This window comes from Halobacteriovorax sp. YZS-3-1 (assembly GCF_047084945.1).
Classification (GTDB): Bacteria; Bdellovibrionota; Bacteriovoracia; order Bacteriovoracales; family Bacteriovoracaceae; genus Halobacteriovorax_A; species Halobacteriovorax_A vibrionivorans.
In genome coordinates this window covers 1551746-1576614 of record NZ_JBKIYI010000001.1, presented here as the reverse complement: position 1 = coordinate 1576614, position 24869 = coordinate 1551746, and the positions used below count along the sequence as shown (strand labels likewise).

Genomic DNA, 24869 nt, shown 5'->3' with positions numbered 1-24869 from the left:
TATGCACAAGGCCATCAACTTCCTCATTATCACCACAAACCCCAATGTCTATGCTGCTAAGCAGTTAAAAAATCATATTGAGAAAGAAGGTCATCTAATTAACATTTGTTCACCTAAAAGTCTTGAAATAGATACACTAAAAAGTGCTGATATTATCATCAATCGAAACACTGGCTTAAATTATTCAGATAAGGATTTAGAACTTATTGAAGAAGTACTTAGGCCAGATAAACAGCTTTTAACGAACTCTCTTAATTGCTCTAGGACCTTAAGGGATAAATTACGACAGGCCGAATATTTAAGAAGTCTTATCCCTAATGAAAACCTAATTGCTACCTATAGCTTGTTAGAATATCAAAAAGCACTTATCGACTCTCCAGAACAAAGAAAGTGGATTATAAAAACACGAAGAGGACAAAAAGCCAAAGGGATACATTCAAGCGTCGATCTTGAAAAAGATGCCAAAGACCTTATGGCCAAAGGTGATCATAATTATATTATTCAGCCCTACTTCCCTCTATCGAGAGAAATTCGTGTCCTAATTCTTAAAAGCCTAGATTCGAAACATTCTAAATTAATATATCTTGAAAAAAGACCATTAGATAAGAAGTCTCCATTTTATATTCTAAATTTTGAAAACTCCTCGCCAAGTTTAATCAAAGACAATCAAGTCCCTAAGGTTATTAACGAATTGGTAAGTATTATCATAAATTCACAACTTGATTTTCACTTTATCACCATCGACTTCTTAGAAGATGAGAACGCTATGATAAAGCTTCTTGAAATCAATAGTTCTCCTGGCCTTGAAGGGGTATCAAGTCTGCTACAAAAGCAGTCAAATTCCACCAATATTATTGAAACTTATCTTCAATACCTAAAATCAGATTTCAATAGACTTGTATAACGTATTGAAATCATATTAGGCAGCTCTAAAAAATATATCGCAACTCAACTTTTTGTTTGATTATTGAAACTTTTGTCGATAAGATAGAAGCAGGAGATAGTTTATATGTATATTTGTATATGTAACGCCATTACACAAGATATGCTAGACAATGCGATAAAGCAGGGTCAGAGCGAAAAAGAAGTCATGAATAAGTTAGGCATTGGTAATTCATGCGGTGTTTGTGTACTTGAAAAAGTAAGCTCAGGTCTTGCGGCCAAAAAGAAAGCTGAAGCAAGTCAACAGACGGCAAAGAAAAACTTAACTCAACCAAAAAAATAATTTCTTGAAACACATTCACTTCTTCTATAGCATTAATCCATACAATTATTAATTTAATGAAAGGGTTTAATCATGAAAGGTGATCAAGACGTCATAAAAGCACTAAATGGTGTTCTCACAAAAGAGCTTACAGCAATTAATCAATACTTCCTTCACGCACGCATGCTTGAGGACTGGGGACTCGATAAAATCGGTCATCTAGAATACAAAGCAAGTATCGATGAGATGAAATTTGCTGATGAAGTAATTAAAAGAATTCTCTTCCTTGAGGGTTTACCTAATCTACAAAAGCTAGAAAGAATCAGAATAGGTCAAAATGTTGAAGAGATTATCAAGTCAGACCTTGAAACTGAGGCAGAAACAATTCCATTATTAAAAGAAGCAATCGAGCTTTGTGAAAAGAAGCAAGACTATGTTTCACGTGATCTTCTATCGAAGATTCTTGATTCTGAAGAAGAGCATATTGATTGGCTAGAAACGCAACAAGAACTTATCAAAAAAGTTGGTGTTGAGAACTACATGCAATCTCAAATCGAAATGAAATCATCTGGCCACTAAGGCCGCATAATATAAAGCAGACTCTTAGGAGTCTGCTTTTGCTTCACTAGGCTTAGGTAACTTCGCCACCATTATAATAGGAATAATTAAAAATACACTTCCAATAAAATAAGGTGCTGCAGAGTTGTATCTCCAATAAATAAGAGATGCAATAATAGGCCCAAAGACACGGGCAAGAGCACCTAGAGATCTAAATACACCAATAACATGACCTTGATGATTTGATGGTGAGTACATTGAAACAAGAGAAGTTAAACAAGGTACAACTAATGATGATCCAATTGCTAAGAAGAAAAGACCTGCATAAACTAGCCAACTTGAAGAGGCCAATCCAATTAGAACAAGTCCAGGGATAATTGCAATAAGACCTTGAAGGGCCATCTTCCTCTCACCTACCTGATGAGCTTTTCTTCTAACATATCCTCCTTGAACCATTGCGAGAATAAATCCAATAAAGATAAACATGTAAGCATTATCCATTGATGAATAATTTAGTCTCTCAGCAGCTAAGAATGTTAGAGTGAACTCCATTCCTGAAAATGCTAATAGGAATAAGAAGTATCCAAAGTTTGTTAAGTTAACTCCTTCATATGGAAGTGGCTTAAATAACTTTAAAGGATTAGCACTTCTTTCAGTCTCATGCTTACCTCTTTTATCCTTAGGTAATGTCTCATCAAATTTATTAAATAAATTAACAAGATTAAATAATGAAAGTAGTCCAGCAACAATGGCGGCCATAGAGAAAGGATTTATTCCAATAGACTCTAGTGCTGGATACATTTTTGTTAAATCAAATAGAGATAAGATACCACCCATTGCAGGGCCTATAATAAATCCAAGTGCAAAGGCAATACCAATGATGGCCATTCCTTTTGAGCGATTCTTTCTAGTTGTCACATCAGCAACAACTGCTGTCGCTGTTGAAATATTACCCCCCATAATTCCACCGATAAAACGCGCAAGAATAAGAATAGTAAAGTTGCCAGCAACGGCCCAGAGAACATAACTTACAAAGAGTCCAAATACAGAGATAAGTAGAACTGGTCTTCGCCCAATTCGATCGGAAATAGTTCCCCAAATTGGTGCAGCAACAAATTGCAATAAAGAATATAAGGCACCAAGGGCACCACCAAAGAGAACGATAGCAGAAAACTCTCCTGCTCCTCCTACATTTGTGAGTGTATCAATTGAGCCAAAGATTGCTTTTAAAAAGAAGTTATCAGCGTCAACCGTTAAGTAGTATTTCGCCAAGGCCGGAAATAATGGAAAGATAATTGAGAAACCAACGAGGTCTAAGAATAATGTTAAGAACACAATTTTTAGAGACTTCTTAGCATTGTCACTTAAGGGCTCTGATTCCATATTAACTTTTGGCATATCCATATACTTTTCCTCTTCAACTTCATATTCTAATTGTGCAACCTCATTAGGTTTGTCACAAAGTGTTTCTACATAATTGGCAAAACCTTCAGACCACTTCTGATCATCATTTAAACAAGGGATTGCATGTATTGTTGTTCCAAACTCTTCAACTTCTTCTTGTAACTCAGTACCAATTTCATCAACTGTTTCTAAACAATCTGCAACAAATGCAGGACAATAAACAGCGATATTCTTCTTTCCACTTTTAGCAAGCTCACAAACATAATCATCAGTATAAGGAGTTAACCACTCTTCACTTCCGAATCTTGATTGAAAAGTAAAATGTATGCGATGACTATCAATTTCTGAAACGCGATCTTTAATCAACTCAAAAGTTTCAAAGCAATGTTGATAGTATGGATCTTTTTTATAGATCACTCTTCTCTTTGGGATACCATGAAATGAGATAACTAAATCATCGATCTGTTCACTTTTTAACTTTTCATTAATTAGTCTTGCAGAGTTATCAATAAAAGCTTGGAGACGATGAAAATTAGTAATAACCTCAAAGTTAGGAATCCTAACCTTTGTCCCTAATAGCTTACCTAGGAAGTCTATCCCACTAGCAATTGTTGATTCTGAATACTGTGGAAACATAGGTATAACGATGAGTTTTTGGGCAGGATCCCTTCTCTCATCTAATTCTTTTTCCCACTTCGCATAGACATCAGCAACTCTAGGCTCACAAAGTAGAAAAGCGTGTTCAACTTCAATATGCTCAGGCGTTAACTCATTTACCTTATGAGTAAACTCCCGTGTGATACGAGTAAGAGGAAATTCATTGCCTTCCCAAATCCTGCTATATAAAGCAGCTGAGCGTTTAGGCCTAAATGGTATGACAAAGAGATTTAAAATAATCTTCCATAGAGTTGGATTAATATCAACAACTCTTGGGTCCCCTAAAAACTCTTTTAAATATGATCGTACATCGGAAACTTTTGGACTCTTTGGAGAGCCTAGTTGAACGAGAACGACTTTAATGACTTTCTTTGCATTTTTTTTAGATGCTGGAAAAGTTAATTGCTCATGACGCATTGTCATTGGTCCTTGATAGTGTTAAATTAGATGACTATAACCTATCAAAATAATTCAAGAGAGTCGATAAATGAGTGCATCGAAGAAATCTATCAAAAAGAAAGCAACAAAGAAAAAAACAGCGACAAAGAAGACGACAAAGAAGACGACTAAGAAAGCGCCAAAAAAAGGTCGTAACGTAGAAGAGCTAACAGCATTTGCCCTTGGTAGCGCAAATACACAATATCCAGATACATATGCTCCAGAAGTATTAGAAGCATTTGATAACAAGAATCCAGGCAGTGATGCATGGACAACATTTGTTTGTACAGAGTTCACTTCTCTATGCCCAAAAACAGCACAACCAGATTTTGCAAGAATCTATATCAACTATATTGCAGACAAGAAAATGGTGGAATCTAAGTCACTAAAACTATATCTGTTCAGCTTCAGAAATCACGGAGATTTCCACGAAGATTGTGTGCAAAAAATTTGTGACGATTTAACAAAGCTCATGAAGCCAAAGTTCATTGAAGTTATTGGTGAATTCACACCTCGTGGTGGTATTTGTATCTATCCATATGCCTCAAATTCCAATAATAAGAAGATTTATAAGGAAATTCGAGCAAAAAGGTTTAGCGAATATGCCCCAGGTAAGTATACAATGGACTTATCTAAAATTTATTAATTTAGCATAAAAGAGGATTTTATGAGTCTTGGAATAACAGAAAGTTTAATCATCTTAGCTATTATCATCCTATTATTTGGTGGTAAGAAGCTTCCTGAACTTGGTAAATCACTAGGAAAAGCAATTACAGGCTTTAAATCAGGACTAAAAGAAGAGCAAAACGAAGAAACAAATACAGCAAAGAAAATAACAGAACAGAGTGAAAACAAGAAAGATGACACCAAGAATAGCTAAAAGCTATTCTTGGATCACTGAAATAACTTGTTTGAGAGTAAAAGGCTTTGGAAGAATTCCAGAAACACCCATACCCTTAATAGAATCATCATTTATTGTGCAGTCACCTGTAGCCAAAATAAACGAAGGCATATCCTCTTTAAGAAAGCCTCTGGCCTGACTCGCAAACTCCATTCCATTCACCTCAGGCATTTGATAATCTGAAATAATATGAGAATAATGATTACTTCCTAAAGCGTTTAATGCTTCTTTAGCACCAGCACAAGCGTCAACTTCATAGCCCTCAGAAATTAGTGCATCTTGAAGAAGCTCTAATATCTCAACCTGATCATCCACAAGTAAAATACGCTTTGAATTCATAATTCTTTCCACACATCCTCCTAGGATTGGAAATTTGTTTATTGGTAGATGCTCAATTTTGAGCAAAAAAAAACCTATCTTTCGATAGGCTTTTTTAAAACATAAAAATTATTGATTCAAGTAAATTATTCTATAATTTCTAAAACAGATCTTTTTTTCAATTTTGTTGATGCAGCATTAAGAATTGTTCTTAGTGCACGAGCTGTTTTACCTTGCTTACCGATAACTTTACCAAGGTCAGTCTTATCAACTTTTAATTCGATAACTGTTGTCTGCTCACCAACAATTTCGTTTACTTCTACTTGCTCTGGCATATCAACTAGTGCGCGACTAACTGTGTCGATTAAATCTTTTAACTCACTCATCATGAACTCCTTCTACAAAAATGCCGTTATCGCTTAATTTAAGAAAAATCGAAATTCTTAGTTAAGAGTAATTTCGTTTTTCTTTAGAAGTGTTCTAACAGTGTCAGAAATTGTAGCACCTTTACCTAGTAGCTCAGAAATTCTCTCAGCTTTAACATCGATAAGGTTACCTTCTTTAAGTTGTGGATTGTATTGACCTAGTTTTTCACTAAATTTACCGTCTCTTGCATTTCTTGAGTCTGCAGCAACGATTGTGTAAATAGGCATGTGAGTTCTACCACCGCGTTGTAATCTAATTGTTAACATTAAGTACTCCTACATCTATAGTAACGCTATAATAATCAGTTTAAATATTTCTAAATAAATAATTGATTTTAAAAAGATAAGCAATATCTTTTTTCAAATTTTTAATTAGAACGGTAATGTATTAAAATATCTGTCATATGACAAGCAAAGAATCCCAGAGTGCAAAATTTATCGACCTCCACGGCCATCAGAGCTCTTCTAAAAGCGAAGATAGAGACTTCTTATATATTTATTCCTACTCTCCCAAAATCAATGACTTACCTAAAGAGAGCCAATTCTTTTCCGCAGGAGTACACCCATGGGAGATTGAAGATGCAAGAACAAGCTTTGAAGAGGTAAAGAGATTATGTGGTGAAAGTAATTGTCTAATGGTTGGAGAAGCAGGGCTTGATCGCTCAATCGTGGATGATAGTGACCTAGGGCAACAAGAAGAAGTCTTTAAGTGGCATATTCAGCTAGCAAATGAGCTTAAAAAACCACTTATCATTCATAATGTGAAATGCCTGTCCGAAATTTTTCGCCTTCACAAGCAATACCCAAATCACTCGAATTGGGTCTTACACGACTTTAATGGAAGCCTTAGCGATATCCAAGAATGCCAAAGAAGAGGCATTGCCATGAGCCTTGGGCCACGCTTTTATGAATCTCAAACCGCAAGGATTGCTCATACAATCTCTGATCACAAAATTGATTTGAATCTTATTTTCTTTGAGACAGATGAGCGAGGTGATATTAATATCAAAACAATCTATGAAAAGTTTGCTCAAAAACAAGAAATAGAGATTGATGATTTAAAGGATAGAATTTGGCAAAACCTGAAGGCCCTTCTTGGCACAAATTTAACGAGTTAGTCCAATTTAAGGCCCTCCTGGCCCCAATGGTTGGACTCTCACATGTGGCCCTAAGAGATGCCCTACGTGCCTACTTTCCAGAGGATACACCAACACTTTGGACAACAGAGATGCTAAATTCGCGTCGAATTCCAGGCCAAAGGCTTGGGGAAACACCAGAGACCCTAAAGTCACAACAAGATATAAATCTCTATCCCCAAATTCTATGTAACGAAGAAAGATATATTAAAGATTCAATTCCAAAGCTAGAAGAATGGGGAGCAAAAGCAATTGATATAAATATGGGTTGCCCAGTAAAAAAGGCCTTAAAACATAATTACGGGGTCTCGTTAATGGGTGATATTAAATATGCCTCCCAAGTTGTTTCTTGTGTAAAGAAATATGCCACTGTTCCAGTATCAGTGAAGCTAAGGGCCGGACTTCAATCAGATAAGGGCTTCTTACTTGAATTCTGCCATGCTCTTAAGGAAGGAGGAGCAGATTGGCTTATCCTCCACCCTCGCCTAGCAGAGCAAAAAAGAAAAGGAAGTGCAGATTGGTCACAAATTAGACTTCTTCAAGAAAGTATCGATATACCAATTATTGGCAATGGAGATATTCAAGAAGCTCAAGATATCACTCGCATGCTTGAAGAAACAGGCTGCCAAGCCGCTATGCTTGGAAGGGCCTTAACAGCAAAACCTTGGATTATTACACAATATGCTTACGAAAGTGGACATCAGCTAAATGAATACCAAGAAGCAATAATAAATAAAGACCCAAGTGCCCACGCTGTCTTATATGGAGAATTTGTGAAGTCCTATATTGAAGCTTGTTTTCGTTATTACGATTTTAAAGATGCTTTAAAGAGAATACGCTTCTTTCTAAAAGTGGGACACGTCTGGCTTAATTTTGGGCATAGCTTTTCAAAGAAGCTCTTTAAACTTGAGACGCTACAAGAGTACAAAGAGGCCATTGACCAATTCATGTCAAACTCTTCTCTTAAAATGTCAGCTCGAACAAATCTTAGATATTAATATTTAGTGATCGCAGTGATGACAGCGACAAAGCTTAATATTAAGCATATGGGCAGCAATCAATGCAAGTCCACCAATGATAGAAGCAACGATTTCAACTGGGCCGATAGTATGAACATGGTGTGCATGTCCTGCGTGTTCTGCAAGTAGAAAGAGATGCTTAAAATGCCCAAATAAAATGGCCGCCATACCAAGAACACCGATAATAAGAGGTCTCTTATCCGAGTGAACCTTAAGATTCTTAACAAAAGCGTAGAGGCCAACAGGAACCACGATGAAGATAGAAAGACTGTGAATTAATGGATTTTCAAAGATACTTGCCACTGAAGGCGTAAACATCACCAATAAAGGGATTGCCATACAATGTAGGCAACATAGGACAGAAACGATAAGTCCCGCGCGATCCGCAGATTCGTTCAAATTTGTTACTTTTGTTTCTTCCATATCATTATCCATAATCGTCCAACTATTTATTATAAGTATATATAGAGAATTCTTAACTCCAAAGCAAGAAAATATTAAATTATTCAGGGTATTAAAGTGTTGAAAATACTTACTAATGAGTTTACCGTATTAAGGTAATATTATTGATACCCATTCAAGAATGAATCGGTTGAGATTTTAACCAAGAAGATCGATAGCGAGGATAAAAATGAGCTTAGAAGATTTTTTAAAGAAGAAGAATAAACAGGCAAAACACGCCCTAACTTCTTCAAGTGATGAGATTCTAAAAAAGTGTAAGCATTTACTAGAGCGAATTCAAGATGAAGGTAGTGAGAAGTACGATGAACTCTATTACCACTTTCGTTTTCGTTACGACAAAGTAAATGTGCAAAAGCATAAACTTGAGAAATTCTATGAAGAATTAAAAGAAGAACTCGATCGTCTTGGTAAAGATCCAATGAAAGTCTTGGCCCAATATGAAGAGAAGATTGAAAAAGAGATTGCTTCTCTTGGCCATGGGGAAACATATCAAAATGTTAAAAAAGGGACTAAGAAAGCGATAAATCGCGTTAAGAAAGCGGCCAAAGATGTTTCTGATGAGATGGAAGAAACCGTTGAAGAGGTTCGCAAAACAACGAAGAAAGTTGCAAGTGACTTAAAGAAAGCTGCAAAGAAGAAAGTTGTTAAAAAGGCGGCCAAAAAGACTGCAAAGAAAACAGCAAAAAAGGCAGCAAAGAAAACAGCAAAGAAAACAGCCAAGAAAACAGCCAAAAAGGCAGCCAAGAAAACAGCCAAGAAAACTGCTAAGAAAAAGGTAGCCAAAAAGACTGCAAAGAAAACTGCGAAGAAAAAGGTTGCTAAGAAGACAGCGAAAAAGAAAGTAGCAAAGAAAACAGCAAAAAAAGTAGCCAAGAAAACGGCCAAGAAAGCTGCAAAAAAAACGGCCAAGAAAAAAGTAGCCAAGAAAGCTGCTAAGAAAAAATCAAAATAAATACTAATACTAGGCCCTGAAATTCAGGGCCTTTCTATAAGAGTGCGTGAGCAATTGAAAAATAAATAATGATTCCCGTGACATCACAAATCGTTGCAACAAAGGGAGTTGAAGCTGTAGCAGGGTCAAAGCGTAACTTTTTTAAGAGAAATGGCAGCATTGAGCCAACAAGTGTCCCCCACATTACGATACAAATAATACTACATCCAACAATTAAAGATATCTGAGCAAAGTTCACACCGTATGCTTCATTAGCATGAGGCCAAAAGTAAATTCTCATGAATCCAAAGATTCCAAGAATAAATCCCATAAAAAGACCTGAGCCTAATTCCCGAAAGAAGACGCGAAGAGAGTCACTATTTTTAACTTCACCTAGGGCAAGCGCACGAATAACGAGAGTCGAAGCTTGAGCACCTGAATTCCCACCAGATGAGATAATAAGAGGAATAAAAGTTACTAATGCTACTGTGTGAGCAATGGCCGCTTCAAAATGAGTCATGGCCGTCGCAGTTAACATTTGTCCGATAAAGAGTATAACAAGCCAACCGAGACGCTTTTTTGTCATCTCAAAGAAGCCTACTTCAAGATAAGGAGCATCAAGAGATTCGACGGCCGCAATTTTTTGCATATCTTCCGTGGTCTCTTCTTCAACGGCCTTGATAATATCATCAATTGTAATGATACCTTTCATTCTGAACTCATCATCAATAACCGGAAGAACAACTTGTTCAAAACGACTGAAGACGCGTCCAATTTCTTCCTGGTCCATATTATCAGGAATAGCAATGAGGTCATCTCCACTAGTCATCAGATCTGATACCTTTTGACCATCTCGTGCACCAAAGAGTTCACGAAGGGAAACAACACCTAGAAGCTTTTGAGTGGCATCGATTACATAAGTATAATAAATTGTTTCAACATTACTTAAAGTTTGAGTTCGAATATAGCGAATGGCCTCTTCAACATACATATTGGCGCGAAGTCGAATATAATTCGAATTCATTAAACCACCGGCCACATCTTCTGCGTAGGCCATAAGGGCCATGACTTCGATACGAGCGTGTTTTGCTAATAAGCTTAATGTTTCTTCAACTTGTTCAGGTTCAAGAAGCTGGAGAATATCTGCAAGATCATCATAGGCCAGGTCATTGGCCCATCTTCTTTTCAGGTCACGATCAAATTGTTCAAATAAGTCAGCTTGGTAATTCGAATCTAGTGAATCAAAGAAGTCACTTGCCTCTTCTTCTGACAAACTATTAAAAATCTCAAGACGCTGCGACTCCGAAAGAGACGGCCAGTCTTTTAAGGCAATACCAATTTTAGTAAATTGCATTGTCTTTTCAATTTCAGAATGAAATTCGTTTGTCATTATAATTACTCCAACATCCTACTTGTCGACATCGAATAATAAAACTTAAATAAAATTAGATAGTTATATTACTCAAGTTCCTACTTAAACTTTAAAGGAACTTTGATATAAGGGCCACCATCAGCTTCAGTAAATATAAACTCTCCGCCATTCATATTATATTGGATACTAGGTATAATTAATCTTGGCTCATTAAGCTGTGCATCTCGATTAGTACGAAACTCTAAGAATTCTTCCTTAGAAGTCGAGCTTTTACATTGGATATTGCTACGCTTTTGCTCACCTACTGTTGTTTTATATTTTATCTCACGCCCACCAGGTCCATAATCATGGCCAACATAAATCTCACATTCATCATCAAGTGCGTAAATCTTTTGAATTGAATTGTATAGCTTATCTGCACTTCCCTTTGGAAAGTCACAACGTCCGGTACCCATATCAGGCATAAATATCGCATCACCTACAAAAAGGGCCTTCTCATTTACATAAAGACTCATACACGCAGGTGTATGGCCTGGAGTCTCAATAATTTTCACATTAATATCGCTACAAACATCAAAACTCTCACCTTCTTGTGTAAGAATATCAAATTGCGAACCATCCTCTTTAACATTTGATGAAAAGACAGCATTAAATACACCCTGAACCAACTTAATATTCTTATGAATAACAACTTGCGCAGTGGGATAAAGCGATTTTAGTTTAGATGCTCCTGACAAATGATCGGCGTGAACATGAGTTTCAAATATATACTTTAAACTCAATTCATTTTCTTTTAGAAATAAATCTATTTGATGGATATCTTCACTTGAAACGCTACCACTTGCGTAATCGAAGTTCAGAACGGGGTCAACAACAATGGCCGTTTTTGAGACCGATGAATAAATGATATATGTCATTGTATTAGTGACCTTATCAAAGATAGAATGAACCAACATTTAGAACTCCTTTTCTCATTAACAACTTGTTGCACCACGCAGTAAAAAAACTACTAAAAATTCGCTTAAGTTTTGGTGATTTAAGGATTATAATCCAAATCAAATAACATTTAAAACTTTATTAAATCAGACAAAGGAAATGGATCAATGTCAGCATTACGCTTTTATTTGACGAACTCCATTGCTAAGAAACAGGTAATGGGAGTGACGGGACTACTTCTATGTGGATTCCTTTTTTCACACATGTTAGGAAACTTTTTATTAATCGCAGGTAAGGATGCATTCAATCAGTATGCATACACCCTTACTTCTAACCCGCTAATCTACTTAGCAGAAGCAGTTCTTTTAGTGATCTTCTTATCTCACATCTTTATGGCGCTTAAGCTTACGATTGAGAATAAGGCAGCTCGCCCAGTTAAGTACTACATGAAGCAACCGACAGGAAGAGGTTCGACATTTGCATCATCAACTATGCCTTACACAGGTATGTTGATTCTTTTCTTCCTTGTTATGCACTTAATTAACTTTAAGTACGGTGATGTTTACATGACAACACTTAATGGAATGGAAGTTCGTGATCTTTACAAGACTGTTATTGATTATTTCGCTTCACCACTGAATGTTGGAATCTATGTACTATTTATGATTACAATTGGGATTCACGTATCTCACGGATTCTGGTCAGCATTTCAATCAATTGGCTTTAACCACCCTAAGTATATGCCAGCAATTCAATTCATTTCTAAGCTTTATGCTGTGATCTTAACTGTTGGTTACTCGACTATCGCTATTTGGTGTCACGTTAAGGGAGGAATGTAATGACAAATATTAAGAAAATGGATGGAAAAGTTCCTGCGGGAAATGACATCACAAAAGTTTGGACTGATCATAAATTCAAAATGAAACTTGTTAACCCTGCCAACAGACGTAAGTTTGATATTATCGTTGTTGGTTCAGGTCTTGCTGGAGCATCTGCTGCAGCAACTCTTGGTGAACAAGGATATAATGTTAAATGTTTCTGCCTACAAGATTCTGCAAGACGTGCTCACTCGATTGCAGCTCAAGGTGGTGTTAACGCAGCTAAAAGTTATCCAAATGATGGTGACTCGATTTGGCGACTATTCTATGACACTGTAAAAGGTGGAGATTATAGAGCACGTGAAGCTAACGTTTATCGTCTTGCTGAAGTTTCAAATAATATTATCGACCAATGTGCAGCACAAGGTGTTCCTTTTGCTCGTGAATACGGTGGGACACTTTCTAACCGTTCATTTGGTGGTGCTCAAGTATCACGTACATTCTATGCTCGTGGACAAACTGGTCAACAGCTTCTTCTAGGTGCTTACTCTTCTCTAATGAAAGAAGTAGGACGTGGAAAAGTAGAAATGCTTACTCGTCGTGAGATGGTTGAGCTAGTAGTTGTTGAAGGTAAGGCCCGTGGTATTATCACAAGAAATGTAATCACTGGTGAATTCGAAAAGCACGCAGCTGATGCAGTTCTAATGTGTACTGGTGGATACGGAAACGTTTACTACCTATCAACAAATGCTATGACTTCAAATGGTTCAGCAGCATGGAAGGCCTATAAGAAAGGTGCAATGTTTGCTAACCCATGCTTCACTCAAATTCACCCAACTTGTATTCCAAGACACGGTGAAAACCAGTCGAAGCTAACACTTATGTCAGAGTCTCTAAGAAACGACGGACGTGTTTGGGTTCCAAAGAAAGCTGGTGACTATAGAGCTCCAAATGATATTCCAGAAGAAGAAAGAGATTACTACCTAGAAAGAAAGTATCCATCTTTTGGTAACCTTGTTCCTCGTGACGTTGCTTCAAGAAATGCAAAAGAACAAATCGACCAAGGTAAGTCAGTACGTGAAGGTGAAGAAGCTGTTTATCTAGACTTTGCAACTGCAATTGAGCGCGATGGTGAAGATGCAATTAGAGAGCGCTACGGTAACCTCTTTGATATGTATGAAAGAATTACTGATGAAAACCCATATAAAGTTCCAATGAGAATTTATCCTGCAGTTCACTACACAATGGGTGGTTTATGGGTTGATTACAACCTTCAAACAACAGTTCCAGGACTATTTGCTCTTGGTGAAGCAAACTTCTCTGACCACGGTGCAAACCGTCTAGGTGCTTCTGCACTTATGCAAGGTCTTGCAGATGGTTACTTCGTTGCTCCATACACAGTTCCAAACTACCTAGCTAGTGAAGGACTAATGGGTAAAAAAGTTGGTACAGATCATCCTGAATTCGACAAAGCACTAACTGATTCAAAAGAAAGATTCACAAAGCTTCTTTCAATCAATGGATCAAGATCTGTTGAGTCAATTCACAAAGAACTTGGACGTATCATGTGGAACCACGTTGGTATGGCCAGAAATGAAAAGACTCTTAAAGAAGGTATTGAGAAAATCAAAAAGCTTCGTGAAGTATTCTGGAAAGACGTTAAAGTTACAGGTACTCCAGATGGAATCAATATTGAGCTTGAAAAAGCAAATAGACTTGCCGACTTCTTAGAACTTGGTGAACTAATGGCACGTGATGCACTAGAGAGACCAGAGTCATGCGGTGGACACTTTAGAGAGGAATCTCAAACTGAAGAAAGTGAAGCCTTACGTGATGATGAAAACTACTGTCATGGTGCTGTTTGGGAATTCACTGGTCAAGATAGCGACCCAATTAGAAACGTTGAAGAATTAGACTTCCCTAACGTTCCACTAACGCAAAGAAGTTATAAGTAAGAGGTATTAATATGAGTAGTAATAATAATATGACTTTACATTTAAAGATCTGGCGTCAAAAAAACCGTGAAGACAAAGGTCAAATGGCGGATTACACACTAGAGAATGTATCTCCAGATGCTTCTTTTCTAGAAATGCTAGATCAACTTAACGAAGAACTAATCCCACAAGGAATTGAGCCGGTAGCTTTCGACCACGATTGTCGTGAAGGTATCTGTGGTATGTGTTCACTAATGATTAACGGTCAGGCCCACGGGCCAGAAGCTGAAACAACAACTTGTCAGCTTCACATGAGAAAGTTTTCTGACGGTGATACGATTGTAATCGAGCCATTTAGAGCAAGAGCTTTCCCAGTAGAAAAAGACCTTATGGTTGATAGAAGTGCATTTGATGAAATCATCGCTGCTGGTGGATTTATCTCAGTAAATACTGGTAACGCTCAAGATGCAAATGCTATCCTAGTTCCTAAAGAAAACGCTGACCTTGCAATGGATGCAGCTGCTTGTATCGGTTGTGGTGCATGTGTTGCTTCTTGTAAGAATGCTTCTGCAATGCTTTTCGTTTCAGCAAAAGTTTCGCAAATGGCACTTCTTCCACAAGGACAAGCAGAAGCTTCTCAACGTGTTCAAAACATGGTTAAGAAGATGGATGATCTTGGATTTGGTAACTGTACTAACGAAGCAGAATGTGAAGCATCATGTCCAAAAGGAATTGAGATCACAAATATCGCTCGTATGAACAGAGAGCTTCTAAAAGCTGCTGTTGTTTCTCAAACGACACCAAAAGTATAATTTAGCTTAACAGTTAAAAGATAATTAAGAGGCCTACGAAAGTAGGCCTTTTTTTGTTAATTTCTAGTAAACTTTTATTGATTTCATTGGGACTTAAGAAAAATTCTTCTAAAATGTAGAAAACAAAAAAAAGGAGTTTTGATGAAGTTACTTATAGCAATATTACTCACATCCCTAACTTTCGCCCTCTCTCCAGGAGAGAAAGCTCCTGAATTTATTTTAATGAATCAAAAAGGAGAGCTCGTCTCACTTGAGAACTTAAAAGGCCGAAGAATTGTCCTTGAATGGTATAACGAAGGTTGTCCATTTGTTCGTAAACATTATGATTCAAAGAATATGCAAGAGACTCAAACGTTTGCATTGAGACATGGCTACACATGGCTGACAATTAATTCTTCAAATGTAGGAAAACAAGGATATATAGAGGACTCTGAAGCGGCAAAGAAGCGCTTAAAAGCAGAAGGATCTAGAGCGCAACACTTTCTACTTGATACGAAAGGAGTCACTGGTCGACTCTATAATGCGAAAACGACACCAGAGATTTTCATTATCAATGAGCAGGGAAGAATCGACTATATGGGCGCGATTGACAGTATCCCATCGGCCGATAAAAGCGATATTCAAAAAGCCGAAAACTATGTTAAAACAGCTATAAAAGAGATTGCTAAGGGAGAGAAGGTCTCAACGGCAAAAACTAAACCATATGGATGTAGCGTTAAATACTAATGTTTATATATAATGAAAATACCCAATTATTTATAAAGAAAGTTCGTCTCAAGGCCCGTGATATTTTTGCGGGCATGGGACTTGAGCTCAAAAGAAGTCGCCTGCATTATAAGGGTGTTATGTATCCCCTATCTTTTGTGGTTAATGAATCAGATAAAGTCTTGGGCTTCTACGATCCACTTATATACCAAATTGGAATTAATAAGTGCTTTATGACCATGAATGATGAAGAGCTCTTAGAAAATGTTCTAAAGCACGAAATAGCTCACTTTATGGTACACGTAACGTGTGGCATAAGTGAACAAGCACATGGCGTTGAATTTCGAAATATCTTTAAAAGATATGCATGGAATCAGGACTTTTCAAAATCACAGATTAATCTAGCTGCTTACACAAAGACTAGTAACCAAGTTACTCAAAAAATTCAAAAGCTACTTGAACTTGCTAAATCTGATAACGAATTTGAGGCCAAGCTTGCAGCAAGAAAGGCCAATGATCTTATTGCAAAACACAATCTAGAAAAAGTAAGACTTACTAATTTCACTCGCAATGAGATCGATATGCGTGAGCTTGAAGACACCTATGTTAAAAGAGTCGCCTCATTTAAAAGACGAAACCTCTTACATGATTGCCTCTATGATATTCTAAAAGAGTTTTCAGTTGCACCTGTATTTAGCAGTGGCCGTGGTGGTGGCTATCTTGAAGTTATCGGCGCAAAGGAAAATGTCGAAGCGGCCCATTATATTTATGACTACACTACACAGGCCATGAACGGACTTTGGCTTCAAGCTAAGAAGTCATCTAACCTTAAAGGTGTTCGAGCTAAGAATACGTACTTTAAAAGCTTCACAAAATCCTTTCTACAAGAATTAAAGAAATCTCAACAACAACATATTAGCTCTCGTGAGCTCGTCCACTTAAATGGCCTAACTTCGGCCCATCGCAATCGTGTCTATCCTCGCGTTAGCTCTCAATCGAGCCAATCTTCAAGCTTTGATCCAAAGGCCTGGAGCCTAGGTAATAAAGCGGGAAAGTCATTTAAAATTGGCAAAGGCATTAATGGCAAAGCCTCCACAAAATTAATAACTTACTGAATTCCGTAACAAAATTCGCTTTATTTAAAGATTATCTAAAACTTTTGAGCGGATTTCCGATATGTGTTAATGTGAAGTTTGGAGTGTAAATGGCAAAAATAGCAAATTCTAAAAAGATTATTAGAGGATTCATTACTCAATGTACGTTAGTATTTAAGTCCTACGACTACAATGTAGTTGAATCTAAGAATAAGCAGAATCTTTGGCATTTTAGCGTAACTAAAGACGATAAGAAGTATGTCGTCTACTGCACAAACTCACTTGAAAAAGTTCAGGGTATTATAAAAATAGCTCTCAAGAAACTTCCAGAAGGCACTCGCCTAGTGGTAATCTGTAATGATTTTACCGATGAGGATCGTTCAAAAGCAGAGGCCAGCCAGTATACAATCACTTCTCTAGGTACGATTAAGCAATACGGTGTTGAAATGCTCGATGCCAAGCAGAGAGCTCAAAGACAAGCCTCTTAAAGGCCATTAGACACTTTTCTTATCTGCGCCAAAAATCCACTTATGCTGTTGTCCAATAACTCGGAAAGGACCACCTTCGATTTGATTCCATTCTTGAATATCGATAAATCGCTGCATAGGAAATTCTTCACTTGGCTCATAACAAGGAGTCAAAACCCAAGGAAATTCAATATTACCAAGCTTTGATTCAAGTTCGCGATAAGCGCTTAATGTGTATTCAAAATCCTTTCGATCAGCAATCACGGCCTTCATTTGAAAGCGATTAGGATATTGCTGTGCCATCTTTTCGATAAGTGACAGACGTGTTCTAACACCTGTTGAAGGAGTTTTTAGGTCATAAGAGATATAGTCAAGAAGATCAAAAACCTCGTCAACAACTCGAGTTCCAGCGGCCTCAAGATTAATTTTAAAACCTCTCGATTTTAAAAACTTTGTAAGCTCCACAACGCTTGGAACGTGTTTAGGATGAAGAGGATCACCACCAGTAATAGAAATCCAATTAATTTTACCTTGATAACTCTCTTCAAGAATTCTTTCAAAGATTGTATTAAGAGAAGTACTCTCAATATCAAAACTCCAGGTGTCCATAGAGTCGCAATTAACACAACCGATATTACATCCTTGAAAACGCACAAAGACTTGTGAGCGTCCGACAAAGACTCCCTCACCTTCTGTAGCGCGATAAATATCGTTAATTAAAAATTCCATGAAACCTTCTAAACACCAATGTTTAAGCCTATTTATATAGCATAAGCCTTTAAAATGTCATAGAATTATGTAAAATCAAGTAAAAGCTACACGAAATAACTTAAGGCAATGATTATGATTGATATAAATGAACAGTTTCAAGCTGTCATTAAGGACTTACAAAGTGGGAAAAGACCAAATTGCAGCTATTCCAAACAAGATATAAAAGTCTTTAAAGATGAATTTATTCGACTCAATGACAAGAGAGACTGGCAGGCCTTAATTCCCCTTCTGTGTATTCTCGATAATACGATAACACTCGATCACGACTTATATCCCCAAATTATCCATGCAATAAAAGAATGTGATGATAATGAGGTTCTTGTTCTAATATTAGGAGTTGCAAGAAAGCAGATTATTGATGAGCACCACAAGCGTGGAGAGAGACTTCCATTTGACTTCTTAGAGGTACTTGAGGGCCTTATCGGTCATAGTAATCCGGAAGTATTCGAATGGAATCTAAGACTAATAGAAGGACTTGGCTCACAGTCTATCTTCTTTAAAGAGGCCATTTTAAAGGCAAAACCAGGCTTTTTTGCTCGATTTAACCAGCACAAGAAGGCGTGCACGGAAATTATTGAGCTTCTTGAGCGTCGCTGGGGCTAAGATGTTATAATAGCTCTATGAATAGAAAGTTTGATGCTAATGAAAATTTTGAATTGTTAAAGAATGAGCGCAATATTGCAGGACGGGCAATGTATGAAAAGCGCCCTTCACAAGAAGTAAAAGTTCAAATCTATCCAGATAAGAGTGTCTCTCCAGCTAAATTTATTCCAAATCAAAGTATGCCTGGAACATTTCGCGCCCACCCAACAACTATCGCCGCAATGCGAAGTGATCTTTTTGCAAATATGCATGACGAAGCATTTGAGGAATTAAGCGCAATAATCACTTGTTCAAGTTGTAAAACTCAGATTGATCAGCAATTTTGGAAGTTTTGCCCCTACTGTGAAGCACCGTTTCCAAAAAATCACGGATAAGTATCTGAAATCTCGTTTTAAAGTAAATCTTTGTAAGAAAAATACCTTTTACTAACACTTTCTAGACCAGTAAATTCTTTCTACAACACACGAACACAATATTTGTTGTAAATAGCTTTAATTTTGCCAAATCGAAATTTTACAGCTACAAGCAACTTGTTTCACTGGAAGAAACACGGCACAAGGGAGTCGAAATGAAAAGAGCAAACTCGTATCTATCGGACAAGCAAATAGCTGCACTAAAAGATGCACTACTTGCTGACAAAGAAAGAATTCTTAACAAAAACAGTGAGAAAGAGCAGTATTGCATGGACAAGAATGAACTACTTGATCCTCTAGATGAGGCAGTAGCAAATGTCCAAACTTCGCAGGAAATTCGTTTCAGAAATCGTGAGAACTTCTACGTAAAGAAAATCAATAAAGCACTTCAAAAAATTGAAAAAGGCGAATATGGCCTTTGTGATGAGTGTGATATTGAAATCGGTTACGATCGCCTTATGGCAAGAAATACAGCAGAACTTTGTATTGCATGTAAAGAAGAAGCTGAGCATGAAGAGAAATCAAATGTTTATCTAAAGCGTTCGAAATCTCTTGGAAAAACAATTGCTGAAATTGGAAAAAGATAAAGATACTAAAGGCCGCTTATGCGGCCTTTTTATTTTCTGAAATAACTAAGACTAAGTAATTCAAACTCATCTGCAATATGGTATTGGCCAGACGAGAAGCTCACAGAACGGGCAAGACCAGAAGACTCGACCGAAGTTTTAATCTTCTTAATCTCATCTCTTTCAACTGAAAAATCTAAGACATAAACTGAGCCAGATAAGTGTTGTGCTTTCTTAACAATATGCCCTTTGGCATTTAAATATTTTTGTAGATCCACAACAAGATCAGATTTAATCGAAATTATAAGACGATGTGGATTTATCCCTTCACAAGCACCTTTTCGTGAAGCGGCCAATGGTAACATATCCTCACCTTTATCAAAAACTAACTCTCCATCTTTACTGGCATTTGCACGAAGACAATACTCTACTGCATCGTAAGTCACACGAAATGCGATGGCCAAACGAGGGCCACAAATTCCATAAGTATGGATGGCATCGATCTGATCAGCTTTAAATCCTTTCTTATGAAAAAACTTAACCACGGGAGCTAAAATATCATCACGAGAGGTATTTAAACTTATTTGATCATTGAATGAAGCAATTTTTGTACGATAGTCACCTTCTTTATACCAGCAGGTATCATTTCCAACAGAAGTTAAAGGACCGGCCAATAGTGAGCTTGAAGTCACAATCATGATAAATAAGAATACTCGGGAGCTATCTAAAATTTTCTTCATACATATGAATCGGTATTTATGATGCAATATTTAGTGTAGACTTAAGTTATGAAAAATCAGGAAGAAAGTATTAAGTTAATCGAGAAAGTTACTCGGTCTTTTTATCAAAAGGCCATAAATGACGTTTTCATTGGTTATCACTTTCGTAAATTAACTTCAAACAACGGGCCGATCTCAAATATTGAAGACTTCAACGAGCATCTAAAATCAATAAATGCCTTTTGGCAGGCCCAATTACTTGGAATAAAACTACCTAAAGGGGCCCATCACCTCTTATCGGCCCACGAATATTTAAAGATTCGAAAGGGAGAGCTAGGTCGATGGGTCGTATTGTTTAAACAAACACTAGAGGAAAATCGATCTGAAGATCCAAAATTTATTAATATTTGGGAACATAAGATTGATACTTTTAAAGTAGGCTTTGAAAAGTATTTTTTTGAGGGATAGGCATGATTAAATATGAGAAGAATATTCAATATGTCATAATTGATAGCTTTTCTAGAAATATATTCTTAATTTGCACCTTCTTCTTACTAGCATTAATCTTAACGCTTATCTTCAAAGACCCAAGGCCTGCAACAAAAGATATTATAATTTTTCTCATCCCAATTATTGCAACTGTTTCAATATTAAAAAAGCGTCATCTTGAGCTCAATAAACCTCGCAACACAGGAAGACTGGAAACACGCTCTCTTATAAGAAAGAAGTTTGAAAACTTTGGTCTAGATGAGATTGAAGAAATTGAACTTAATAAAGGACGTGGCAGCGGGAATGCAGGCAACTACTTTATTACAATAAAATTGAATAACTCTAAGAGACTAAAAATTATGACAACTGATGCTTTTCAGTCAAATAAAGAGATTAATGAAATTTATGAAGAACTCAGAAATTGGATAAAGAGCTAATTACAACTTTCGATAGTTTTAGGTTTTTTGGCCTTATAAACTTTTTTAACAAAATCCTCAAGAACAGGCTCACCTGTCACATCATCTAGAAGCCAATTACGAGCATGCCATTGACCAATTTTTGCGGCCGCACGACAAGCATCACGAGTTGTCATGTATTGAACAACTATCATTTCCACAAGACGAACCTTGAAGCGCTTAGGAGAGCCCTTAAGACAACCTTCTTGAGGATAATCACTACACTCTAAATGACGATCCTTATCCTTTGCTGCAATACGAACTTCTTCAATTGTATTATCAAATTTATAGGCCATATCAAACATTTCTAAAGGAGTGTAAATATCCTTTTCAGAACAAGACGTAAAAATTAGAGATAATGTAAATAGAAAGACAATGCTAATATGTTTAGACATATTAGCATTTTATCACTTAACCGCGACGGCCGCGAGATTTTTTTGACTTATTGGGCGTGTTTCGTCCAGATACAACAGGTTTCTTAGGCATACGCCCACGTCTAGCAGGTGCCTTCTTCTTAGAAGCTCCCTTATTCGCCTTCCCCATTGTCGATTTAAGAAAGATTGGATCAATTTTGAGTGTATCCTGATTTTTAATGGCATCATTGATTTGACCAATGAGCTTTTGATCTTTCTTTGTAACAAAATTATAAACACGTCCGCTTCTTCCAGCACGTCCAACTCGTCCTGAACGGTGAATATAGTAAACAGCTTCAAATGGAAGATCATAATTTAAAACCCATTGAAGTGTTTTAATATCGATTCCACGAGCGGCCATATCTGTTGTGATAAGAACACCACCAGTAGACTTAAAGTTTTTAAAGTTATCACTTCGCTCTCTTGCGCTGATATCACCATGAGATAGGAAAAGCTTTTTTGCAAGCTTCTTCTCTTTCATATAATTATAAACTTCAACGGCCTTCTCTTTTTGATTCACAAAAATAATACCATTGCCTTTGGCCTCATTTTTCATAAAGACATCAAGCATGGCATTTTTCTCAGTATATTCCAGAGCGATATTATAAGTTTCAATAGTTTGAGATAGACCGTGAGCATCAGTTAAGCTGATTGTCTCAAATTCCATTCCAGAGAAGAAGTCTGCTTTTAATAGGTCAAAGTCATCGGCCATGGTCGCAGAAACAAGGGCCGCTTGATAATCATTTGTTAAATGTCTTCTAATGGATTTTAGCTCACGCATAAATCCCATATCAAGAAGTTGGTCTGCTTCATCAATAACAAGAAATTCAAGATTATCTAGACGAATTTCTTTTTTCTCAATCATAGACTTAATTCTTCCAGGGCCACCCACTAGGATATCAAAGTTCTGGCTCTTTAGAGAACTTACTTTCTTTCCCTTCTCTCCACCAAGTGCCAGTCTAACTCGAAGCTTTGCATGGTGAGAGATCTTCTTACACTCATCGGCAACTTGTATTGCAAGTTCTTTAATAGGAAGAAGTATAATTGCACGTGGAGAACCAGGTTTTTGATCATTCTTACTAAGATTTGCTTCACTTTCTTTAAGCATTTGAAAAAGTGGAAGAAGATAACTTAGAGTTTTACCACTACCAGTTTTGGCCTGAATTTGAATATTTTTTCCATCTAGAAAAACAGGAATTGACTGAACTTGAACATCAGTTGGTGCTGCAAGTTTATTTTCTTTTAGAAAACCTGCAAATAGGTCCATATTAATTAAATCAATAAAATTTTGTGAGTCTTTTGCCATTATGTACTCTCCTAAAGTGACAATTCCGCTCGCGGCTCCCCGTAGCCTACACGGTAAAAATAAAAAGGGGGATCAAAGATCCCCCAATATGTAACACAATGGCAGTTGTATTAGAAGTGTAGTCTGAAATTTACAGAGTGAATTGTTGCAATTTCCACACCTTTTACCTCAGAAGTGATTGGTTGCTTAAGAGAATACATGAAATCCATGAATCCTAGCTTAAATCTTGGAGTCAGAGTCAGGTGTTCTGAATCAACCATCCCTCTAAGAGTTAAGGCAATTCTTTGCTTCCATACGTGAAGCATAACATCTGTACCAGCATAAACACCATCTGCGAAATCATATCCATCTCTCATATGGAAACCAACAAATGGACGAAGTTTTAAGTTAGAAAGGTCAAAACTATAGTCAGTGTGCATACGGTAACCAACTTCTGGCTCATAAATTGGAAGATATCCTTCATCACTTTCAATAATTGTTGCAAGTGCAATATCTTGAATCTTAAACATTGTTCTAAAGTTTGTTAGCCAATTGAAACCATAAGTAATATCGGCCATAGCATAAAGAGTCATATTCTGATCAAGGTTTTCAGTGTCGATAGCATCACCATCTCCAGCAATTGCATCCTGATCAAGAACACGTCTTACGTCAGCTCTATATAGCCCATATAGAGAAAGTCCACCAAAGTGGTTCTCATTCTTATAATCAAAGTTTAATCCAGCTGTAACATCAGCTTTTACATAAGCGTCGATAATAGCTGCAGTTTGTCCAGATCCTGCAAATGGAATAGCTGTACCACCTAGTGCTTCTGTTAATTCTGTTTCAAATTGAGTTCTCTCAGATCCACTTAGTCCTAATGCCGTTGCTAAATCAGAAACAGTATTAGTAGTCCCAGCTAGAACATCATTAACAATATCTTGTGTTAACTTATCTTCTAGAATTGTCTTTGCAGAAGCATCTGCTGGAATGGCCGCAATAAGAGTATCTTTTTCAATATCTTCTTCTCCAATACCAATAAGAGAGCCAACATTAACCCCTAGTCTTACACTTGGGCTAATTGTTCCTTTAAAAGCACTAAATGAAGGAAGAGGAACTCCGACCTCAACATTTACTCTTAAGTTTTGTTCTGTATCAGCATATTCGCTAAGAACTTCAGCGGCAGCAGTTGAATCTTCAGCATCTGATACATCTGAAGCAAGCTCCATAATGTCAGTATTAGCGTAGACTGACATATCAATTAAAAAGTCATGTCCTGGCTCTCTTAAGAATTCTTGAGTTTGAAACTTGTCTTCCATTAGACGGAAGCGATCAAGCACATTGTAATCAGCGTCTGCTGCGTAAGCTACCTGTCCTACCATAAGAGTCGCTAAAGCGGCCTTTGTTAGGATTGATTTTTTCTTCATTTTAAACATCAACGTCCCCTAGTTGTTATAATTATTCGAATCTTTCGAACTTAATAAAGCATGAAATTTTTGTTAACTGATTTTACCATGAGCGTGAGAGAAAAAATTAGTAGGAAAATTTATATATTCACCTTAAAATA

Annotated in this window: 31 protein-coding genes; 19 read left to right on the top strand and 12 right to left on the bottom strand. The window is 36.9% G+C overall.

The window, feature by feature from the left end:
- Position 1 precedes the first annotated feature (1 nt).
- The 3 genes from ACMAZI_RS07585 (at position 2) to bfr (ending at position 1783) form a co-directional block, all read left to right on the top strand.
- Entirely contained in the window at positions 2 to 904 is a 903-nt protein-coding gene (locus ACMAZI_RS07585; protein ID WP_412473445.1) for a hypothetical protein, read from the top strand.
- Positions 905 to 1009: 105 nt separating this feature from the next.
- Positions 1010 to 1225, top strand: a complete 216-nt coding sequence (locus ACMAZI_RS07580; protein WP_115363062.1) for a bacterioferritin-associated ferredoxin — start codon at positions 1010 to 1012, stop codon at positions 1223 to 1225.
- 72 nt (positions 1226 to 1297) lie between these two features.
- On the top strand, positions 1298 to 1783 hold the full coding sequence (gene bfr / locus ACMAZI_RS07575) for a bacterioferritin (RefSeq protein ID WP_115363064.1): 486 nt from the start codon (positions 1298 to 1300) through the stop codon (positions 1781 to 1783).
- A 24-nt stretch (positions 1784 to 1807) separates the two neighbouring features.
- On the opposite strand, the gene hemH is transcribed toward bfr, so the two are convergent.
- Positions 1808 to 4246 (bottom strand): ferrochelatase, encoded by a 2439-nt coding sequence (gene hemH, locus ACMAZI_RS07570; protein WP_412473446.1) that lies wholly within the window; start codon positions 4244 to 4246, stop codon positions 1808 to 1810.
- Between the two features lie 64 nt (positions 4247 to 4310).
- On the opposite strand from hemH, the gene queF reads away from it, so the two are divergent.
- Both queF and tatA read left to right on the top strand, forming a co-directional pair.
- A complete protein-coding gene (gene queF / locus ACMAZI_RS07565; RefSeq protein WP_412473447.1) occupies positions 4311 to 4907 on the top strand; it encodes a preQ(1) synthase in 597 nt (198 codons plus the stop codon).
- A 21-nt stretch (positions 4908 to 4928) separates the two neighbouring features.
- Positions 4929 to 5141, top strand: a complete 213-nt coding sequence (tatA, locus tag ACMAZI_RS07560) for a twin-arginine translocase TatA/TatE family subunit (RefSeq protein ID WP_334678441.1) — start codon at positions 4929 to 4931, stop codon at positions 5139 to 5141.
- Between the two features lie 3 nt (positions 5142 to 5144).
- On the opposite strand, the gene ACMAZI_RS07555 is transcribed toward tatA, so the two are convergent.
- The 3 genes from ACMAZI_RS07555 to rpsP form a co-directional block, all read right to left on the bottom strand.
- Positions 5145 to 5513 carry a response regulator gene (locus tag ACMAZI_RS07555; protein ID WP_412473448.1) on the bottom strand — a complete coding sequence of 123 codons (369 nt, stop codon included), beginning with the start codon at positions 5511 to 5513 and terminating at the stop codon, positions 5145 to 5147.
- 113 nt (positions 5514 to 5626) lie between these two features.
- Entirely contained in the window at positions 5627 to 5866 is a 240-nt protein-coding gene (locus ACMAZI_RS07550) for a KH domain-containing protein (RefSeq protein ID WP_021267274.1), read from the bottom strand.
- Between the two features lie 57 nt (positions 5867 to 5923).
- Entirely contained in the window at positions 5924 to 6172 is a 249-nt protein-coding gene (rpsP, locus tag ACMAZI_RS07545; RefSeq protein ID WP_115363074.1) for a 30S ribosomal protein S16, read from the bottom strand.
- 137 nt (positions 6173 to 6309) lie between these two features.
- Here rpsP and ACMAZI_RS07540 point away from each other — a divergent pair, with 137 nt between their 5' ends.
- Together ACMAZI_RS07540 and ACMAZI_RS07535 are read left to right on the top strand one after the other, a co-directional pair.
- Positions 6310 to 7023 (top strand): TatD family hydrolase, encoded by a 714-nt coding sequence (locus ACMAZI_RS07540; RefSeq protein WP_412473449.1) that lies wholly within the window; start codon positions 6310 to 6312, stop codon positions 7021 to 7023.
- The gene (locus ACMAZI_RS07535) at positions 6978 to 8039 is read left to right on the top strand and encodes a tRNA dihydrouridine synthase (RefSeq protein WP_412473450.1); all 1062 of its coding nucleotides are present in this window, start codon (positions 6978 to 6980) and stop codon (positions 8037 to 8039) included. Before ACMAZI_RS07540 ends, ACMAZI_RS07535 begins: the two co-directional genes overlap by 46 nt.
- Positions 8040 to 8042: 3 nt before the next feature.
- Here the strand turns inward: ACMAZI_RS07535 and ACMAZI_RS07530 are convergent, their stop codons facing one another.
- Positions 8043 to 8495: a MerC domain-containing protein gene (locus ACMAZI_RS07530; protein WP_115363080.1), complete on the bottom strand. Its 453-nt coding sequence runs from the start codon at positions 8493 to 8495 to the stop codon at positions 8043 to 8045.
- Between the two features lie 196 nt (positions 8496 to 8691).
- Between ACMAZI_RS07530 and ACMAZI_RS07525 the strand changes: the two genes are divergently transcribed.
- A complete protein-coding gene (locus tag ACMAZI_RS07525; RefSeq protein ID WP_412473451.1) occupies positions 8692 to 9474 on the top strand; it encodes a hypothetical protein in 783 nt (260 codons plus the stop codon).
- A 34-nt stretch (positions 9475 to 9508) separates the two neighbouring features.
- Here the strand turns inward: ACMAZI_RS07525 and mgtE are convergent, their stop codons facing one another.
- Both mgtE and ACMAZI_RS07515 read right to left on the bottom strand, forming a co-directional pair.
- Positions 9509 to 10843 carry a magnesium transporter gene (mgtE, locus tag ACMAZI_RS07520; protein WP_115363082.1) on the bottom strand — a complete coding sequence of 445 codons (1335 nt, stop codon included), beginning with the start codon at positions 10841 to 10843 and terminating at the stop codon, positions 9509 to 9511.
- Between the two features lie 80 nt (positions 10844 to 10923).
- Positions 10924 to 11781, bottom strand: coding sequence for an MBL fold metallo-hydrolase (locus ACMAZI_RS07515; RefSeq protein ID WP_115363084.1), 858 nt, complete (start codon positions 11779 to 11781; stop codon positions 10924 to 10926).
- Positions 11782 to 11928: 147 nt separating this feature from the next.
- Between ACMAZI_RS07515 and ACMAZI_RS07510 the strand changes: the two genes are divergently transcribed.
- From ACMAZI_RS07510 to ACMAZI_RS07485, 6 genes are all read left to right on the top strand, one after another.
- Positions 11929 to 12600, top strand: a complete 672-nt coding sequence (locus ACMAZI_RS07510; protein WP_115363086.1) for a succinate dehydrogenase cytochrome b subunit — start codon at positions 11929 to 11931, stop codon at positions 12598 to 12600.
- On the top strand, positions 12600 to 14534 hold the full coding sequence (locus tag ACMAZI_RS07505; protein ID WP_233500273.1) for a fumarate reductase/succinate dehydrogenase flavoprotein subunit: 1935 nt from the start codon (positions 12600 to 12602) through the stop codon (positions 14532 to 14534). The genes ACMAZI_RS07510 and ACMAZI_RS07505 overlap by 1 nt, the downstream gene beginning before the upstream one ends.
- Positions 14535 to 14563: 29 nt before the next feature.
- Positions 14564 to 15325 (top strand): succinate dehydrogenase/fumarate reductase iron-sulfur subunit, encoded by a 762-nt coding sequence (locus ACMAZI_RS07500; protein ID WP_115363743.1) that lies wholly within the window; start codon positions 14564 to 14566, stop codon positions 15323 to 15325.
- Positions 15326 to 15466: 141 nt separating this feature from the next.
- Positions 15467 to 16051, top strand: coding sequence for a redoxin domain-containing protein (locus ACMAZI_RS07495; protein WP_120404931.1), 585 nt, complete (start codon positions 15467 to 15469; stop codon positions 16049 to 16051).
- Complete coding sequence (locus tag ACMAZI_RS07490; RefSeq protein ID WP_115363090.1) at positions 16051 to 17145, top strand: DUF2786 domain-containing protein; 1095 nt, start codon at positions 16051 to 16053, stop codon at positions 17143 to 17145. The genes ACMAZI_RS07495 and ACMAZI_RS07490 overlap by 1 nt, the downstream gene beginning before the upstream one ends.
- A gap of 89 nt (positions 17146 to 17234) precedes the next feature.
- On the top strand, positions 17235 to 17612 hold the full coding sequence (locus tag ACMAZI_RS07485; RefSeq protein ID WP_115363092.1) for a hypothetical protein: 378 nt from the start codon (positions 17235 to 17237) through the stop codon (positions 17610 to 17612).
- Between the two features lie 6 nt (positions 17613 to 17618).
- On the opposite strand, the gene ACMAZI_RS07480 is transcribed toward ACMAZI_RS07485, so the two are convergent.
- Entirely contained in the window at positions 17619 to 18320 is a 702-nt protein-coding gene (locus ACMAZI_RS07480) for a 4Fe-4S cluster-binding domain-containing protein (protein ID WP_115363094.1), read from the bottom strand.
- 114 nt (positions 18321 to 18434) lie between these two features.
- On the opposite strand from ACMAZI_RS07480, the gene ACMAZI_RS07475 reads away from it, so the two are divergent.
- The 3 genes from ACMAZI_RS07475 to ACMAZI_RS07465 all read left to right on the top strand — a co-directional run bounded on the left by ACMAZI_RS07475 (position 18435) and on the right by ACMAZI_RS07465 (position 19965).
- Complete coding sequence (locus tag ACMAZI_RS07475; RefSeq protein ID WP_115363096.1) at positions 18435 to 18965, top strand: hypothetical protein; 531 nt, start codon at positions 18435 to 18437, stop codon at positions 18963 to 18965.
- A gap of 17 nt (positions 18966 to 18982) precedes the next feature.
- The gene (locus tag ACMAZI_RS07470) at positions 18983 to 19339 is read left to right on the top strand and encodes a hypothetical protein (protein ID WP_115363098.1); all 357 of its coding nucleotides are present in this window, start codon (positions 18983 to 18985) and stop codon (positions 19337 to 19339) included.
- Positions 19340 to 19533: 194 nt separating this feature from the next.
- A complete protein-coding gene (locus ACMAZI_RS07465; protein WP_115363100.1) occupies positions 19534 to 19965 on the top strand; it encodes a TraR/DksA family transcriptional regulator in 432 nt (143 codons plus the stop codon).
- 29 nt (positions 19966 to 19994) lie between these two features.
- Here the strand turns inward: ACMAZI_RS07465 and ACMAZI_RS07460 are convergent, their stop codons facing one another.
- A complete protein-coding gene (locus ACMAZI_RS07460; protein WP_133296968.1) occupies positions 19995 to 20684 on the bottom strand; it encodes a hypothetical protein in 690 nt (229 codons plus the stop codon).
- 48 nt (positions 20685 to 20732) lie between these two features.
- Between ACMAZI_RS07460 and ACMAZI_RS07455 the strand changes: the two genes are divergently transcribed.
- Together ACMAZI_RS07455 and ACMAZI_RS07450 are read left to right on the top strand one after the other, a co-directional pair.
- The gene (locus ACMAZI_RS07455) at positions 20733 to 21131 is read left to right on the top strand and encodes a hypothetical protein (RefSeq protein WP_120404935.1); all 399 of its coding nucleotides are present in this window, start codon (positions 20733 to 20735) and stop codon (positions 21129 to 21131) included.
- 2 nt (positions 21132 to 21133) lie between these two features.
- Positions 21134 to 21589 (top strand): hypothetical protein, encoded by a 456-nt coding sequence (locus ACMAZI_RS07450; RefSeq protein WP_412473452.1) that lies wholly within the window; start codon positions 21134 to 21136, stop codon positions 21587 to 21589.
- Here the strand turns inward: ACMAZI_RS07450 and ACMAZI_RS07445 are convergent.
- The 3 genes from ACMAZI_RS07445 to ACMAZI_RS07435 form a co-directional block, all read right to left on the bottom strand.
- The gene (locus tag ACMAZI_RS07445) at positions 21586 to 22002 is read right to left on the bottom strand and encodes a hypothetical protein (RefSeq protein ID WP_412473453.1); all 417 of its coding nucleotides are present in this window, start codon (positions 22000 to 22002) and stop codon (positions 21586 to 21588) included. The two genes, ACMAZI_RS07450 and ACMAZI_RS07445, sit on opposite strands and share 4 nt — an antisense overlap.
- Positions 22003 to 22018: 16 nt before the next feature.
- Positions 22019 to 23326 carry a DEAD/DEAH box helicase gene (locus ACMAZI_RS07440; protein ID WP_115363110.1) on the bottom strand — a complete coding sequence of 436 codons (1308 nt, stop codon included), beginning with the start codon at positions 23324 to 23326 and terminating at the stop codon, positions 22019 to 22021.
- Between the two features lie 110 nt (positions 23327 to 23436).
- Positions 23437 to 24738 carry a hypothetical protein gene (locus ACMAZI_RS07435; RefSeq protein ID WP_115363112.1) on the bottom strand — a complete coding sequence of 434 codons (1302 nt, stop codon included), beginning with the start codon at positions 24736 to 24738 and terminating at the stop codon, positions 23437 to 23439.
- Between the last annotated feature and the right edge of the window lie 131 nt (positions 24739 to 24869).

Excerpts from the sequence above, each read along its gene's own strand:
- ACMAZI_RS07585 (WP_412473445.1), top strand. The coding sequence starts at position 2 with ATGCACAAGGCCATCAACTTCCTCATTATCACCACAAACCCCAATGTC.
- ACMAZI_RS07580 (WP_115363062.1), top strand. The coding sequence starts at position 1,010 with ATGTATATTTGTATATGTAACGCCATTACACAAGATATGCTAGACAAT.
- bfr (WP_115363064.1), top strand. The coding sequence starts at position 1,298 with ATGAAAGGTGATCAAGACGTCATAAAAGCACTAAATGGTGTTCTCACA.
- hemH (WP_412473446.1), bottom strand. The coding sequence starts at position 4,246 with ATGACAATGCGTCATGAGCAATTAACTTTTCCAGCATCTAAAAAAAAT.
- queF (WP_412473447.1), top strand. The coding sequence starts at position 4,311 with ATGAGTGCATCGAAGAAATCTATCAAAAAGAAAGCAACAAAGAAAAAA.
- tatA (WP_334678441.1), top strand. The coding sequence starts at position 4,929 with ATGAGTCTTGGAATAACAGAAAGTTTAATCATCTTAGCTATTATCATC.
- ACMAZI_RS07550 (WP_021267274.1), bottom strand. The coding sequence starts at position 5,866 with ATGAGTGAGTTAAAAGATTTAATCGACACAGTTAGTCGCGCACTAGTT.
- rpsP (WP_115363074.1), bottom strand. The coding sequence starts at position 6,172 with ATGTTAACAATTAGATTACAACGCGGTGGTAGAACTCACATGCCTATT.
- ACMAZI_RS07540 (WP_412473449.1), top strand. The coding sequence starts at position 6,310 with ATGACAAGCAAAGAATCCCAGAGTGCAAAATTTATCGACCTCCACGGC.
- ACMAZI_RS07530 (WP_115363080.1), bottom strand. The coding sequence starts at position 8,495 with ATGGATAATGATATGGAAGAAACAAAAGTAACAAATTTGAACGAATCT.
- ACMAZI_RS07525 (WP_412473451.1), top strand. The coding sequence starts at position 8,692 with ATGAGCTTAGAAGATTTTTTAAAGAAGAAGAATAAACAGGCAAAACAC.
- mgtE (WP_115363082.1), bottom strand. The coding sequence starts at position 10,843 with ATGACAAACGAATTTCATTCTGAAATTGAAAAGACAATGCAATTTACT.
- ACMAZI_RS07515 (WP_115363084.1), bottom strand. The coding sequence starts at position 11,781 with ATGTTGGTTCATTCTATCTTTGATAAGGTCACTAATACAATGACATAT.
- ACMAZI_RS07510 (WP_115363086.1), top strand. The coding sequence starts at position 11,929 with ATGTCAGCATTACGCTTTTATTTGACGAACTCCATTGCTAAGAAACAG.
- ACMAZI_RS07505 (WP_233500273.1), top strand. The coding sequence starts at position 12,600 with ATGACAAATATTAAGAAAATGGATGGAAAAGTTCCTGCGGGAAATGAC.
- ACMAZI_RS07500 (WP_115363743.1), top strand. The coding sequence starts at position 14,564 with ATGACTTTACATTTAAAGATCTGGCGTCAAAAAAACCGTGAAGACAAA.
- ACMAZI_RS07495 (WP_120404931.1), top strand. The coding sequence starts at position 15,467 with ATGAAGTTACTTATAGCAATATTACTCACATCCCTAACTTTCGCCCTC.
- ACMAZI_RS07490 (WP_115363090.1), top strand. The coding sequence starts at position 16,051 with ATGTTTATATATAATGAAAATACCCAATTATTTATAAAGAAAGTTCGT.
- ACMAZI_RS07485 (WP_115363092.1), top strand. The coding sequence starts at position 17,235 with ATGGCAAAAATAGCAAATTCTAAAAAGATTATTAGAGGATTCATTACT.
- ACMAZI_RS07480 (WP_115363094.1), bottom strand. The coding sequence starts at position 18,320 with ATGGAATTTTTAATTAACGATATTTATCGCGCTACAGAAGGTGAGGGA.
- ACMAZI_RS07475 (WP_115363096.1), top strand. The coding sequence starts at position 18,435 with ATGATTGATATAAATGAACAGTTTCAAGCTGTCATTAAGGACTTACAA.
- ACMAZI_RS07470 (WP_115363098.1), top strand. The coding sequence starts at position 18,983 with ATGAATAGAAAGTTTGATGCTAATGAAAATTTTGAATTGTTAAAGAAT.
- ACMAZI_RS07465 (WP_115363100.1), top strand. The coding sequence starts at position 19,534 with ATGAAAAGAGCAAACTCGTATCTATCGGACAAGCAAATAGCTGCACTA.
- ACMAZI_RS07460 (WP_133296968.1), bottom strand. The coding sequence starts at position 20,684 with ATGAAGAAAATTTTAGATAGCTCCCGAGTATTCTTATTTATCATGATT.
- ACMAZI_RS07455 (WP_120404935.1), top strand. The coding sequence starts at position 20,733 with ATGAAAAATCAGGAAGAAAGTATTAAGTTAATCGAGAAAGTTACTCGG.
- ACMAZI_RS07450 (WP_412473452.1), top strand. The coding sequence starts at position 21,134 with ATGATTAAATATGAGAAGAATATTCAATATGTCATAATTGATAGCTTT.
- ACMAZI_RS07445 (WP_412473453.1), bottom strand. The coding sequence starts at position 22,002 with ATGTCTAAACATATTAGCATTGTCTTTCTATTTACATTATCTCTAATT.
- ACMAZI_RS07440 (WP_115363110.1), bottom strand. The coding sequence starts at position 23,326 with ATGGCAAAAGACTCACAAAATTTTATTGATTTAATTAATATGGACCTA.
- ACMAZI_RS07435 (WP_115363112.1), bottom strand. The coding sequence starts at position 24,738 with ATGTTTAAAATGAAGAAAAAATCAATCCTAACAAAGGCCGCTTTAGCG.